10 protein-coding genes are annotated in these 16085 nt (G+C 36.9%); all 10 read left to right on the plus strand.

Going from position 1 to position 16085, the window contains the following annotated elements:
* Window positions 1–35 precede the first annotated feature (35 nt).
* The 10 genes from BN6559_RS13530 (at window position 36) to BN6559_RS13575 (ending at window position 16065) form a co-directional block, all read left to right on the plus strand.
* Window positions 36–1061, plus strand: coding sequence for a hypothetical protein (locus tag BN6559_RS13530; RefSeq protein ID WP_110955218.1), 1026 nt, complete (start codon window positions 36–38; stop codon window positions 1059–1061).
* A gap of 5 nt (window positions 1062–1066) precedes the next feature.
* Window positions 1067–2668 carry a hypothetical protein gene (locus BN6559_RS13535; protein ID WP_110955219.1) on the plus strand — a complete coding sequence of 534 codons (1602 nt, stop codon included), beginning with the start codon at window positions 1067–1069 and terminating at the stop codon, window positions 2666–2668.
* A 13-nt stretch (window positions 2669–2681) separates the two neighbouring features.
* Entirely contained in the window at window positions 2682–3893 is a 1212-nt protein-coding gene (locus BN6559_RS13540; protein WP_110955220.1) for a hypothetical protein, read from the plus strand.
* 8 nt (window positions 3894–3901) lie between these two features.
* Complete coding sequence (locus tag BN6559_RS13545) at window positions 3902–4864, plus strand: hypothetical protein (protein ID WP_110955221.1); 963 nt, start codon at window positions 3902–3904, stop codon at window positions 4862–4864.
* Between the two features lie 5 nt (window positions 4865–4869).
* Entirely contained in the window at window positions 4870–6099 is a 1230-nt protein-coding gene (locus tag BN6559_RS13550; RefSeq protein ID WP_110955222.1) for a hypothetical protein, read from the plus strand.
* Window positions 6096–6980, plus strand: a complete 885-nt coding sequence (locus BN6559_RS13555; RefSeq protein WP_199884002.1) for a phage BR0599 family protein — start codon at window positions 6096–6098, stop codon at window positions 6978–6980. Before BN6559_RS13550 ends, BN6559_RS13555 begins: the two co-directional genes overlap by 4 nt.
* Before the next feature lie 10 nt (window positions 6981–6990).
* A complete protein-coding gene (locus BN6559_RS13560; protein WP_110955224.1) occupies window positions 6991–10566 on the plus strand; it encodes a phage tail protein in 3576 nt (1191 codons plus the stop codon).
* A 10-nt stretch (window positions 10567–10576) separates the two neighbouring features.
* Entirely contained in the window at window positions 10577–14869 is a 4293-nt protein-coding gene (locus tag BN6559_RS13565) for a LamG domain-containing protein (protein WP_110955225.1), read from the plus strand.
* A 122-nt stretch (window positions 14870–14991) separates the two neighbouring features.
* Entirely contained in the window at window positions 14992–15537 is a 546-nt protein-coding gene (locus BN6559_RS13570; RefSeq protein WP_456060965.1) for a phage holin family protein, read from the plus strand.
* 12 nt (window positions 15538–15549) lie between these two features.
* Window positions 15550–16065, plus strand: coding sequence for an N-acetylmuramoyl-L-alanine amidase family protein (locus BN6559_RS13575; protein ID WP_110955227.1), 516 nt, complete (start codon window positions 15550–15552; stop codon window positions 16063–16065).
* The last annotated feature ends 20 nt before the right edge of the window (window positions 16066–16085 follow it).

The raw sequence follows: 16085 nt of genomic DNA on the forward strand, positions 1-16085 counted from the left end.
CTTTCTTTATGCCAAAAATGAAAGGGGTTGTTAATTTGGATACAGTTGTCGCAAGTTCCGGTACGGGAACAACGATTTACGATCTGTATAATGCGATAGATTCGCTATTAACAGGTGATAAGTTTTCAGAATCAACGAAATGGCAAAGAGTCTATACGATTTATGGACCAACACCAGATGTACCACAGGCAGAAGCTGAGCAATTAGCTTCTGTTATATACAAAGGCGTAGGGGACGGGCAGGATAAAATTTATTTTGGAATGAGACTTGTTTTAGAATCAAATGCGTCTGTAACAGGGACAATTGAATTTAATGGATATGCAGGCTATGATGCTAGTTTGAAAAGTTGGGAAGATCAGCCGGGAGCAATAAAAAAACTTCCTTTGAATTCATCGTATCCGTGTTTCCCGACTGTAAATAACACATCATTTGCATATTGGATAACTGCTACGACAAAAAGAGTTATCGTTGTAGTTAGACTAGCAACGCAGTATATGGCAGGATATTTTGGGTTTTTTAGACCGGTATCAGTAGAAAAACAATACCCGTATCCATTATTGATTGCCGGCACTGCCCCAGCAAGAAACTATACGTGGGATAGTTCTATAATTTCCTCGTTTACAGACCCTGTTAACTTATCAAGTTCAAATGGCGCATCTTATCAACAAAGTTATCCTGCAGTTACGACATCCAGTTTGCTATCTCCTTTTAAATTAAGAAAAGTTGACGGTACCTGGACAGCAGGCTATAACAATGATGGCGTAAGTAAATACGGAGAACTGAATATTTTCCCAACAAACACGAATTCAACGGAACTATATACGGTTTATGTGGAAGCTTCGTCGGGTATCATTGATGAGCCGCACGTGTTGATTCCTTTTTTGCTTTATAGCAACTTTCCTAATAATTTAATAGGATCACTGGATGGGGTTTATTGGATCGGAGGCTCAAAGGATATCGCATCAGAAAATATTGTGAGAATAAAGGATAAAGACTATATTATTTTCAGCAATATTCTAGGAAGAACCGGAAATGATTATTTTGCTATTGAATGGGAGTGATGTAATTGGCATATATAAAGGATTCTTATGACTCTTTGGAAGGGGTATTAGAAAGCATCACTTCTTATGTTACTTCCACAGAGATACATAAAGATAATGCATGGATAAGAATGCCTAGCAATCCCCAATACGGTGATTCATTTCCGTATGGACGATTTTTTCAAGTAAATATAAATGAAAATGATAAATTTTATATCGGTATGATGATCAATGAATTTAAACCCAATACATATCGCAAATGGCTTTTTACGCATCCACGAATAAAAAGGTATGTGTTGCCTTTAATGAAAAAATATGAAACGCCGTTTACCTTCAATCCAGCTTCAGGGCTAATTAATACGTATTATGTAGAGCAGAGTGAGTATATTGATCATGAAATTTATCCAGATTATCCAGTTTATAAAACAAAAAATCAAGATGGATATGTTTATCGTGTAACTGGTGCTGAAGGTACAACTGGTATTGTTGATATTGCAGATACATCCTCTGGATTTAGTCCGTACGGCAAATATTTATCATTTGGTGTGTTTAAACAATTTGACAAGAATTTGAGATTTGTAGAACAGGGAGGACATATCGACCAAGAAAGATTTAAAATACCCCTAATCCCTTTAGTTTTGCGCTCGAACAGTAACACAACGGGCTATGGATATTCTAAGTTTACACCTCCACCATTAGATGGAATAGGTTATCCTTTGCTATTTCTTAATGATTCTATCGGCATTTCGGATTATCCGGAACCACAACTTTGGATAATAAAAGACAATTTAAATTTGACAGTCGTCATGAAAACGGGGAAGTTTTGGCAAACCATAAATATTGGAATGATGGAAAGTGTGATTTCTGAATCTTTCCCATTTCCGGCCTATATGTGTGGGCCTACAGGGCTAGTACCTACCGCAGCCAATTTGCAAGGAGCTTACCGGGTTGATGGAAACACAGGTGTAGGCGTTAGTTTAAATCCTAATAATCCAGCATTTACAAATAGTGTGCCAGCTTTCCCCTGCAGGGTAGGAACAGACTTAAATTGTCCAACGCAAATCAATATCATGCAGCCCGATGGCCAGTGGAGATATTTTTGCAATTATCAACAAGATTTGGTGTCCTTGCGGCATGAAGGGGTAGATAGGCGACTTGCATATCCATATATAACCCCTGCACGAATTATGGGAAATGCGCAAGATGATCTTATGAATGTTTATCCTACCTATGAAGATTTTACGGAATTTGCGGAATATAGAACCTATGTAGAAAACGGGATCGATAATTTTACACACCATCTTATTCCGTTATATCCAGTACAAAATATGAAAAAAAGCAAGAGCAATACAATTACATCAAATGTATTTGGGAATAATGGTGCGATTCCGCGTTATTATTATGCAAATTGCGAACCGACAAGATTCGGTGAAATTAGCAATGCTTACGGAAAGTTTTTAATTATACCGAATGTATGGGAAGATCGGCTATTTTATTACAATTATCATTTTGATGCATACAACAATTCGCTTGTTGATGCGTTTTGGCAGGCAAGCAGTATCGTTAGTGAATACGATCAATTAAGAAGTATTTCAAAACGCTATAGAATGGCAATAAAATTAGATTAAGGAGTGATGAAGTTTGGCTTTTAAACAGTTTACGATTAATACTCCGGATGAGTTAGTAACGCAGATCGTAGAGTTTGCAAGAGAAAACGCCTGGAATGTCGTTGAAGAACCAGTTGCAGATTTAGATATTATTAATGATCAAATGAGCGATGGTATACGTGCAAGTATTTCCACACCAGACGGAAAAAACTTTTTTAATATTAGAAGTGCAAATGGTTATCAAATTTTCAATAAGCAGCGGTTAGGAATTGATCTGAAAGCATGGTATTCTTCACATTTAGATAAAGATGGGAACTACATACCAACAACACCGCCAATAAACAATTCTATGCATGGAGTTGGAATAACCGCAAGTTCAGCGCATTCTACTGCAGCAAAAAAATGGTTTGATCACGCGGATGCACCTAAATATGCCACAACAAACAATACAGGAGATATCCTTGGTATTGGCGTGCAATTAATTCAAGGATTGAACTATACCGTATTTGCCAACTGCATTAACGAAGAAAATTCGCCGGTATTAACGTTTTCCATTTGCTATTATCGAACTATGGAAACCGGGACTGCCGAACCAATCTTTCAACAACTTGTGCTTGGTCATATAAAGAAGATCGGAAGCTGGAACGGCGGTCAATTTTTAAGTGGTACATCAAATAGTTATCGAATGTTTGTATCTTTGCAATCAGATGTTGATATGAATTTAGATTTGATTGAATTAAATTTGCTTAGAATTTTTGGTACGGAACAAGACGCTTCTACTTTCTTAAGGATTGATATGGATGATGCACCCAGCCGTGGATATATTATATGGGCCAGTTCCGGATCAACAGGAACAAGCGGCACGGTTTGTTATACCGGCAAGCAAATGTCTTTGCCAATTCGGGGGGCTGCAAGTGATGGAAGTTCTGCCTGGGCACCGAAAACACCACATTATTATTTTCTACAATCACAGAGTCCAACCGATCAAGGAAGAAATTCAAATACTTTAAATTGTATTACTGTAAATTTACCTTTAATGATGTGCGTGGTGCGGGATCCCGATAAACTAAGACAATTCAGTCCTGTTGGATATATTCCGGGCATATATTTTATATCGCTTTATAATATAGCTTCTGCCGGAGCATATGAAATCAACTACCCGACTAGCGGTGACTTATATCAGGTGTTTCCGATGTCCAAACGCGGTGGGATATTTGGCTATGACGGAATCAGCATTAAACAGTAGGTGAGGAAATGAGCGTAATACTTCCAGGTATTTTATCCGAAGGGTTTTCGCAAGGTTTTAACTCTAACCTAGTAGGTACTGCAAATATATCACATGTATCAGATATCAGAATTTTAGATTCGTCAGGCTTTGGGGTTATATTACCGATCATCTGGTATGGAGATACGGTAATGATGGGACAGCTTGGCAGTTTATTATTGCCAATTGGTTCGGGAAAAGGAATAAGTCCACTGTTATTAAATTCTAGCTACATTTACACATTCAATTTCACGCATAGAATGTTTGTGATCCAGGATACTGACGGAAACACAATACTTAAAAAAACAAATATTCGTTCATGGGCCGACTTAGCTATATCCAAGGCAATCATAGAAAGTCATCAGTTTAGAATCATTTTTACAGGTGCTACAGATGTATCATCTTTTTTTATTGTCGTTTATTTACTAAAGAAATTGGGCCATGCGAGTACAGAGCAATTCTTATGGGGCGAGTTTGATCGATATATTAAAAGTGTATATCATTTTGATTTAAGCAAGCGCCTAGCAAACGGAAGTACATACTACGATGTTGGCAGGGATATTGTAAGAAACATCACGGTAGAAGAAATTATAAATGCAGTTAGTGCAAAATTGAGTAATATATCTTTTAAAATAAATTATCCTCAAATATATATTGCAGAAGATAATTTAATAGTAAATGATGTGAAAAAAATTAAACAAGGCTTTATAAACAATATGACCAATTTGATTGTGTTGGCTATTATTACAGATCTTTTATATCCGCACTTGCAGCCGATTTTGAGAAATGAGGAAACTATGAATAATCGTCCTGTATATGAACCTTGGATGATCTGGTATATAATGACCAATTTTTTTATCTTCCCTGACGATGAAGGACAAGACCCACACAATCCTGGCGATGATGAAGGTAATGATCCGAATGTAATTGGCCTTTCGCCAAACTGGGGGTAGATCATATGGCAAATGAAAATATTGTTGAAAGATTTGAATTTAAAACGCAGATCCATACTGCATATGATGGAACTGAACAAAGAGCTGCATTAAGAGAAGAGCCGAGACGGTTTTTCTCTTTTAATTATGTCAGCGTGGATACATGGCAATCTCAATATTTAAGAATGCTGATTATATCAAGACAAAACAACACCTTTAAAATTCCAGCCTGGCATCGACTGCACACCATCCAGGAAGACATAAATCGTGGAGATTATTATTATCAGGCCGATAAAAGATATCTGTGGACCTATAGAGATATCAGCGGAGTTTTTTTCTCCTATGGAGATAAAATCAATGGCGGTGGATCTTATTATGATATTGTCAACGTATCAGCAAGCGGTGCAATTAAACTAAAAAAATTCAGTGCGGCTGCAAGAAAGAAAGGGGATTTTGTTTGTCCCGTGTTTACTGCAGTGATCCAGGATTCAAATGATTTAAATGCGCTTTTCAGTAATGATACAAACTTAACAATGAATTTTGAGATTGTCCCGCAAGATTACGGAATGACCTTACCCCCTTCTTATGACTATATGACGTATAGGGATGATGATAATTTTATCCTGGATAATATAAAGTTGCCGGATCAATATAACGATCTGGAAGTATTTAAGCTTTGGCCGCCATGGTCGAGAGAGATTGACATGGCTTATGAAAAAAACGTAGAAAAGTTGGATAATGAAACCGGTAGCTTTTATTACGATATGAAAAGTCATCTTATTGCTGAAAATCGTGAGATAGAATATATAACGCTCGATGTAGAAGAGACTAATAATCTGCAAAGATTTTTCTTTCGCTGTAAAGGTTGCTTGGTACCATTTTACGCACCAACATGGCTAAATGATATTACGCTAGATAAGGATAAACTGAGTTCAGAATCTTTTTTGTCGACGCAACTAACCGATTTCTACAGGTATTATTCAGATCTGCCAACAAGGAAAAACTTAATTATTTTTCTAAACAATGGAAAGACGATAACAAGCAGTATTGTTGGTTTTTCCACGTATATCGATAGTAAGAATATCAAACACGGCAAGATTCTGCTCGGTGACAACATTGGCGATTTGCGTATAAACGATGTACGTATGATTAGCTTTTTATGCAAATATCGATTAGCATCAGATATTCTAGAAATTGCTTATGATACGACAGGCGTCGGATCAGCAAAAATAGCATTGAAGGAGGTATTAGTTTGAGTTACGACAGTAATATATCGAATTATGAAGGGTCTGCTTATCATGGCAGGCCTATTGAGTGTTACAGATTTACGTATGATGGTCTAAATTATAATTACACCTCGGCGGTGAAAGATATAACTTTGTCCATAGATGGCAATGATGAGGTCTTTTATCACGATTATATTATGCGAGGAAATATCAAACCATCCGAGGATGGCGTAACAACGATCTCTACAAAGAAAGATAATAATATAGCTATGTTGTATCAGGGAAGTCCACCGGAGCAGGGCAGAGTGAATCTAAGTATTTTCAGAGCACATCGTCAAGACCTCACAAAGTTTGACAAAGTTTTAGAAGGTACAGTATCGCAGGTGAATTTTAACGGCAGTCAGGCAGAAATCTCTGTTACACAAGAAAATTATCTAAATAAAGAAATACCAAACGGAAAACTTGAGTATCATTGCAACAACCGATTATTCGACCATAATTGCAGGCTGGATATAGAGCAATACAAAGTTAAGTGTACAATAAAAAATATAGCAGGATTGTCCATTCAATCCGATGAATTTTTGCAATTTACGGAAGGGTACTTTGTTGGCGGGATGGTTTGGCTAGGAAACAACATTAGAGCGGTAGCTATGCATAAAGGCGATACGATAACGATAAAATACCCGTTAAGCGAAAGTATTCGTACAGGCGAGTTTACTATCGTTCCGGGGTGTGATGCATTGTTTAAAACCTGCGCTGTAAAATTCGGAAATACAGATAATTTTTATGGGTGTCCCTATACGCCACCCACGGATAGTGAAAAAAATCCTGTTGGCAAAGGCGCATACTGGATTGATACTTTGGTTGTGCAGAGAGATACAGATGGATTTGTCGGCACAATCGATATATAGGTGATAAAAAATGAATATAAATACTTTTCTCGGTTGGGGATTAACCACCTGGGCTTTGAAGTTTTTAAATAAAAGGTCCAGTAGTTCATCCGATTCAAATACGGCTGATGATTTAAATGTAACCGCAAGTACTACGAGAGTTGGAGAACCAATTCCGGTCGGTTTCGGAACATTTTTACTAAAACAACCATTGGTTTCTCATTTTGGTGATTTTAGAGCAGATATTTATACAGAAACCTACGCTGCGCATGCTCAATTTTCAGCTTGGCCGATGGTGTTTTCATTGATCGTAAATTATATCAAAGCAGCGATTACTGGTCATCAAGTAGGGGCGGCAAAGGTAGATGCTAATTTAGAAGATGGAAGCGTAAAAGGTGGGGAGGGGGGTTCAGTTAGTACAAAAGTAACAGGTCAATCTACAGAGGCAAAATTCAAAGATGATCTAACTGGACCACTTATCAACGCTTTGTTTATGTGGCTTTTATCTTGGCTTATCAATGGCAGGAATCTTAAAACTACGATACAAAAAGGTTTTAAATATTTTTTAGGTTACCAGCTTATATTGTGTTGGACAGGTCCCAACATCAAATTAAAAAAGATTTACATGAGAGAAAACCTGGCTTGGGAAGGGAATATCTCAAAGTCTGATTGTCCTGGCGGCAAAATCCTAACGATAGATGATGATCAGTTATTTGGTGGACCAGATGAATCAGGTGGTTTTATCGGCAATATGAATGTATATTTTGGTGATGAAGTACAGCAAAAAGACCCTTGGATGGTGGAGCAAATGCGTGCAGATAGTGTGCAGGCAGAACTTCGTGGGCTTACGCCAGTCTATCGGTCTTTTCTTACCATCGTTGTACCGCAGGCCTATATCGGCAAGTCTGCAACAATTCCTGAAACTTGGATTGAAGTCCAAAATATTTATGATGGATTAGGTTTAGGTGCCGTTGGTGAAGACAACAATCCGGCCGAAGTAATTTATGAAGCCTATATCAATCAAGACTGGGGACTAAATGAATCTCCTGATAAGCTTGATATAGAGGCTTTAATTGAAGTAGGAAAAAAACTCGGCAATGGAGAATATGCTTCAGGCGTATTAGAATTGCTCATGAATGAGACTGATACTGAAAAAACGCCGGTTGTAAAATTCACGGCAATTTACCCAGGGACAAAATACGATGACATTACAATTAAAGTGACAGGCCCTAAATACGCCGGCGGTGATACACGGTGTGATGTAGTAGGACATACGATTACAATCTATTGCTCACGTAATGATGATGAAATTCCTGAAACCTCTGCCCAGGATATTGTAAATGTTATCAATAATGACAATCTTGCAAGTAGACTAGTAAAAGCTGATGTATTGTACAATCAAACTTATGCAATACTTTCTCCTGAATTTACAATTACATTAGGAGGCGGCATTGACGGAGAGGGACTGGGCATATCGGGTATAATTGATTCAACAATAACGGCAAAAGAACTTATAACACAGATTTGCAACCATATAAATGCCGTTAGGTTTTTGAATCCGGTCACAGGAAAGTTAACGTTTAAATTAATCAGAAATGATTATGAAGTTAGCAATTTATTTAAGTTAAGCACCAACAATTGCGCATCTTGTGAATTTTCAAGACTTGATTGGTCGGAAACTGTTTCAAATATTACGGTGGCATTTACCGATTCTACAAATCTGTATGAAAACTCCACAATACCGCGATACGACAATGCGAATATTGCAATAACAAATACTCGAACAAATAAAACATATGATTATACCTTATTTACGACTGCACAAAATGCATTGACTGCTGCAGAACGTGAACTGACCGCGCAGGCTTATCCACTTTCGACTGCAAGTATTATCGGTAATAGAAGCCTTGCTCAAGTGCAGATTGGTGATCCTGTGGTATTAAGCTGGCCACCTTATGGCATAGAACGTCTTGTTATGCGAGTTACGGATGTAGATCACGGAGATATGATCAATGGGGAAATTAAAGTAGAATGTGTTGAAGATGTCTTTGGATTCGAGTCAGGCGTATTAAAACCATCCGATGGTAGTGGGTGGCAGCCGATTGTGCAGTACCCAACCGGTGTTTCATTTTATGATTTCATTGAAGTTCCTTATGAACTTTCCTACAGCAAAGATACATATGTATATGGTATCGCTGCCAGACCAACCAGCATTACAACGGAATGGAAGGTCTGGAGAAAAGAACAAGCTGCTACGGAATTTACGCCAACATCGCGAAAAAGTATGTGGAGTGCGATTGCAGAGCTGCAGGTTGCGTATAGGGAAGATACTGAGTACTGGGACTACAATGGATTTGAAATTAAGGAAATGGGTAACGGAAACGTTATACAGTACTTAGAAAGTTATGCGACTGCAGATATATCTGCCGCAAGAGTCGGGAATAAAATGCTGATGATTGGCGATGAGATTATGGCGTATAGCACCATTAATCGATTACCAAACGGTAATTTCATGATTCAAGGCATCATGAGAGGCGTAATGGATACAGTACCGACGCAGCATAAACAGTATGAGCTTGTATATTTCTTAAGAACTGATCAGATGAGCAATGTGACTGGTTCAACTTTCGTTTGTAAAGCTGGGGAAACAACGACAGAGCAGTATAATATCACGACGGCCTCTGTAGATGTAGCGGAGGATTTTGATGCATCAAAGATAAGACGTTTGGAAACCAACAACAGAGCGCAGCGTCCAAGCCCAGTAGGATATTTACGTGTCATGAATTATCCAAATCAATCTGGTTATACACGTTATGGGGACGGGCTTTGCGGTACACAAGTTAAATTCAGATTTACTCCAAGAGATAAGTTTAATAATGTTGGAGCCGTTGCCCAGGATGATATAAAAAATTACTACACAGCGGAAAAGATTATAAACAAAGATGTTAACTTTATCGCTAAAATATATAACGATACTGAAAACAATCAGTATGTTATTGATCGCGATACAAATTTGGAAGGTACCGAAGATGCAAGTCAGAACTTTATTTATACCTGGCAAAATTGGTGCAATGATTTTAAAAACAGCATGATGAAGGAAGCGACGATAGAGTTTTATCAAGTTGACAGTAACGGCTTAGAATCTTATCAAGCGCAGGTTAGAAATTTTAGACTGGTTGCTCCAACGATCGTAGCGGTATTGGAAGAATCCGATAATTTACAAGATGATATTGCTGAATTCATACAAGCCAATGTTTCTAGTGATAGGGTATTTGTTCAAGCCGGTACTTTTACAACAGATAGTAGTTATTGCATGATTGATAGAACACCGCTTCTTGTAGTTGGTAAAAAAGTTGCTGGAGATCAGCCTGAACAGGCCGGTCTTTTTTTGTTGGACCAAGACGGAGTTTCAATCCTACCGAACAAGTTTTATATGTTTAAACGCAGCTTTGAAGATGCTGCTAATGATGGACTTGTAGAGTTTAGTCCGGAAGATAATTATGTTTTTCAAACCTATTATAATCCTGATAAAACAGGTGATGCGATTTATTACAGACTTGAGAATAGCGGATTCATTAACATCGGAAAAACTTTAAGTGGAGAATGAGGTGGTATAAATGTCAGCAACCAAGAAATTAAACCTTCGATTAATGGAAGATAGCGATATTTTCGCAGGAGAAACAATCAATAATATTGTCTCAGATATCGATGATAAAGTTTTAGGAATTGGACATGAAACAAGTAAAATGCACTTTGAATCATGGAAGGCAAATACAGATTACCAAGCTGACCATCTTGTCAGAGTAAACGATATTCCGAGTTGGGGAGTATGGGAATGCGTAACACCCGGCACAAGTGGAAATACGCCGCCAGCAGGTACCGTCGAAGAAATGAACTTTACTGACGGTACTGTTGTATGGAAACTTAGAAAGCTTGTCAATGAAGGTGTAACTATACACAACAAATTAAATGGTCGTGGTGTGGATAATGCGCACCCAATTAGCGCAATTACAGGATTGCAAGTATTATTAGATTCTTTAATAACCTCAGTAGATGCGAGAGCCTATACAGATACAAAAATAGCTGATTTGATTGATGGCGCGCCGGAAGCACTTGATACGTTAAAAGAAATTGCAGATGCATTAGCCGATGATGATAATGTTATTTCTGCGATCATGGTAATATTGGACAAAAAAGTAGATAAAGTGTCAGGGAAGGACTTGTCTACGAATGATTATATTGATACCGATAAAGCTAAGGTAGATAAAATTAGTGAAGATACAAGTGGAAATTTTATGTATAACGGTAGAGTTATAGTAGGGGGTGCAGAAGAATGGCAACCAAGTACTTTCTATGCAAAAAATCAATTATTGACATTTGAAAATTTATTATATAGAACAAAAAATAATCATACAAGCGGCACAGTATTTACTCCTGCAATGTATGATCTAATAACAATTGGCTATATTGATGATTGGAAACCAAACCATTTTTATAATATTCATGAAGTTGCTATACAGGGAACAAGTATTATTAGATGTGTAACAGCCCATACAAGTGAGACTGATTATAATAATGTTGAAAATAATTATTGGGAAGTGATTGCAAGTAAGGGCGCTGTTATATCTGCTTGGAAACCCCAAGCTCAGTATGGGATTGATGAAGCTGTTGTTTATAATGATATGATCTATTTGTCTAACTTACAGCAGGTATCTAGCAATAGTTTTGCAGATGATATGCAACCTGGTAGTGAAAAATGGAGATCATTAAATAGTGGCGGATCGGCAGGAGCGCTTAAACAGGTAACTAAATTAGGTGTAGTCGGGAGTACCTTAGTTGAAATTATAATTAATAACCCCTTAACGTTTAATTTACCGCCTGTAGAAATTCTGAAATTTGCGCCTGGTTTGCAGGATCAGATCATTAATCAGTTTGATTTTTCGTCAGGGGATGGTAGTAAATTTACAGTTGATGGCGTAGACGCCAACACGAATAAATATGTAACTTTTGATGGAACTGTTAGATTGAATAAGCGATATGAATATAAAATGACAAAAGTGGATTCATTCACAGGCCCGGGGCAGTATTCAGAAGACACTACCATTGATGATACAGAATTTAAATTAGTTGATTCTGCGGATATTAGTGGGGGATTAGTTGGAACAGTTTTAGTTAATATGAGATTTAACGATTCCGGGGTAAATGATATAAAAAACACGTGGACTAATAGTGGTGTAACTTTTAATGAACCGGGAGTGTTCGGTGGCAGGGCCGCATTTTTTGGGGCTACAGGTGTGGGTAAATATTTTACTTTGTCTTCTGGAAACATAAGTGATTTTAATTTTGGATCAGGAGATTTTACAATATCTTTTTGGAATAAAAGAACAGGAATGTCTATTGGTAGTAGAAGCTGGAGTATTGTGCTAGGGGGAACAAATTCTCAAAATACAATACAGTTAAGTGATGATACACAATTCAACAAGTTAACTATTAGAATAGGATCAAGCAATAATGGTTTTGTTGATAAGGTACCAAACCCAACAGCACAGTGGAATCATATTGCTTTTACGCGACAAGGGGGAATCAATCGTGTATTTGTTAATGGTGCTCAGGTAGGAACTTTCACAAATAGCAATGTTCTAGCATTTGGTAGTTCCTTATATGTCGGACATTGGAATGGTGACTCTCGTGAGGGCACAAATAGTACTATTGGTTATTTAGATGATCTAGTTGTTGTAAAAGGTAAGGCTTTATGGACAGCAGATTTTACACCACCCACGGATTATTTAATAGAGGATAATTATTGGTTAGCGAGAGTAGAGACTGAAGGCGGTGGTATTGATGACAATGTTGTGGTAATGATGCATTGTAACGATTCTTCTTTTACTGATATTGTAGACAATATATCATCTGATGTTAATAGTGGTGTGACAGTAAACACTGAAAATTATAAATTTGGAGAAGGAAGTTTAAATATATCCCCAACTACTTATTTAAATAGAACGCTAAAAATACCTTTTATATCTGGGTATCCCGGGACATCCACTGAATATTACACGATTGATTTTTGGATGAATTTTAAATCATATTCTAATGGCTCTAGGAATCTTATTTTGGAATTAGCAGGCCTGTATTATTTGTACTTTATGAATTATAGTACGTATGGGTTATGCTTAATGTTAGGGGTGAGGGATACTTATTTTGGTACAGGATCAAATGCTGGTATTCATAATGCTGTGAACCTACATGAAAATCAGTGGTTAAATAGGGTTCCTTTACACACATGGAATCATTTTGCTATTGATCTTTATGTAAGTAATGGCATATTAAGGTTTCAAATTAGAATAAATGGTCAAATAGTAGGAAATGGAAATGCTTCTGAAAAGCGTCCCTCACGTGAGAACATTACTAATGTTGTTTTTGGTGCAAGAACATCCTCATTTTGGAATGTTGGTGGATTTGTTTCAGCAGATTGCTATATCGATGAATTTAGAATTTCTTCCAAGGAAAGATGGGCTATAAACACTACCTTTACTCCTCCCACAAGTCAATACTCTTTTGTAGAGGGGTATTATAGTAACAAGCCTGGTAATTGGAGTTATCTTGGTATACCTTCTACTGATGCTGAATTAGTTTCTTTATTTAATAACTACGGAACAGACATATGCCCAACTCAAAAAGAGTTAGAACAATTAGGCATAGGTTCTGCAAGGCCAAGAAGGTGTTGTTACCAAGGAGAGCCTGATTCTGAGTTACCAGACATTATATTACCAGACATTATATTAAATGCAGTGCCTAAGGATAAATTAATAATTCTTAAAGAATTACTTTTATTAGATAGTTTTGAAGGGATAGATCAAGTTAATCTAGTAACTAATACAGCTAATAATTTGTCTTTGCTTCATTTTAATGATGATTTTACAGATGAAACAGGGAGGGCATGGACAACGGTTGGTACACCAACTGTTTCCGCTAATCATAGTAAGTTTGGAGGTAAGAGTTTTCAAATTACTCTTGGAAATTATTTAACTGCACCTAACACTGATTTTTTATTTGGGGCAGATAATTTTACTATTGATTTTCAAATATACGCAGAATCAAATACTGACTCTGGGTCAATTTTTAGATATGGTTCTGGTAATACTACTCAAGTAACCCCATTCCATTTATATCTTGATGGAGGAAGAATTAGGCTATATATGTCTTTTAACAATTCTTCTTGGGGCATAGGTCCAATTTATTCACCAAACATAAATTTAAATCAATTTAATCATGTTGCATTGGTCAGAAATGGTTCAAATATTGATTGTTATTTAAATGGTGTTAGTTTCTATCATCTTGTATCTAGTTTACCTTTTGTTAATACAAACATAGGTACGGGTTTTCCCGTTACTGTTGGTGTTTTTGATGTTAATGGTAATGTCTATCTTGATGAGTTTAGAGTGACAAGGGGATTGGCAAGGTGGACAGCTGATTTTGTTCCTCCTGTAGTGCAAGGAATGATTGATTCCTCTAATATAAGATTTATGGTAACAACAGATTTACAGCACTATAAAGTATTTAATTTTTCAACTAATTCGTGGGAGGATATTGAAAATTTTGATGAGTTAAAAACAGTTGGAATTAGTTATGATAAGATGTCAAGTATTCAACGAGATAAATGGGATGAATTAACTGTAGGTAATTTTAAGGGGATTGGATTCGCTTTTCTGCTCGGAGAAGAACTTTATGAATCTACAGCAGCAATAGATAGTTTATCCATGCAGGTAGATATGAAAGGTTCGTGGGACAAAGCAATACATGGCACAGATTATATTTACGGATATCCTAGGAATAATCTGTTGAGGGTTACATTGAAAACCGACGGTGATTACAAGATAAATTATAGTGAAGGACAAAAGATGATTTAAATTATTAGGAGATTATAGTGAATAGAGCAAGAGAACCATGCAGACGTGAGAACGTCTATTTTTTTTATGTTTAAAATCAGAAATCAAATTGAATGTATACCAATAAGAAAACAATTTTAGGAGTGGTTATTTTGAATTTTAATGAGTTATGGATATCAATATGTAAGGCGTTTCATGGACTGTTAGACGCATGGGTGATCAAAGCAATGATCGCTTTTGTGGTACCGATTTTAACCGGCATTCACGGCAGCGCTTTAACTGCGTTTGTTACATTAGTATTTATTGATTTACTAACGAGATGGATCGCAATCTGTTACGAGCACTTGTCTGAAAATGCGCAATCAACCGATTTATTTAGCTGTATAACAGATATACCAAAAGCAATTCGTGAAGGGTATATTAACAGCAATGCGATGAAACATCGTTTTACTGGGAAAATCTTAGTATACGTAATCTTAACAATTGTTGCAGTCAAGGCAGACGAATTAATTGTTATATCATCTGAAAGCCCTGTTCTGCTAAAAGCTACATGGGTGTACTTAGCTATCACCGAAGCAATAAGTATTCTTGAGAATCTTCGTGATGCAGGGATAGAGCAGGCAAATGATTTACTTAATTTCTTACGTGACAAAGCAAGTCTTACTTTAAATAAATTTAAAAACAGATAGGAGAGTCGTAAAATGAAAATTTGTATTAATGCAGGGCATTGCCCTGGTCTAGATAGTGGTGCAGTAGGAACATTTCTACAGGAGGCAGATGTAGTAAAAAACATTGCAGAGATCGTATGTAGCGACTTAGAAGCGGTTGGCTATGAAGTTTTATTCGTACAAGAAAATGAGCTTGCAGATATCACGAATGCCAGCAATTCATTTGGTGCTGATCTGTTTGTATCAATTCATTGTAATGCAGCAGCAAATTTATCAGCACAGGGGACAGAAACGTTTTGTTATAGGTCAGGCAGTGAAGGTGAATCCTTAGCTTCTTATATTCAAAATCAAGTTGTAAATTCACTGGGTACTGTCGATCGCGGGGTCAAATACTCGCAAGGGTTATATGTTTTAAAACATACAGACTGCCCAGCTGTGTTAGTTGAAACTGCATTTATCAGTAACTATGACGATGAACAATTGCTTGCGAATAGACAAGCTGATTTTGCGCATGCAATTGCAAGAGGCGTGACCGATTATTTTGCATAAAAAACCTTAGCAAATAAAAA

Source organism: Massilibacillus massiliensis (assembly GCF_900086705.1).
Taxonomy (GTDB): domain Bacteria; phylum Bacillota; class Negativicutes; order FLKF01; family FLKF01; genus Massilibacillus; species Massilibacillus massiliensis.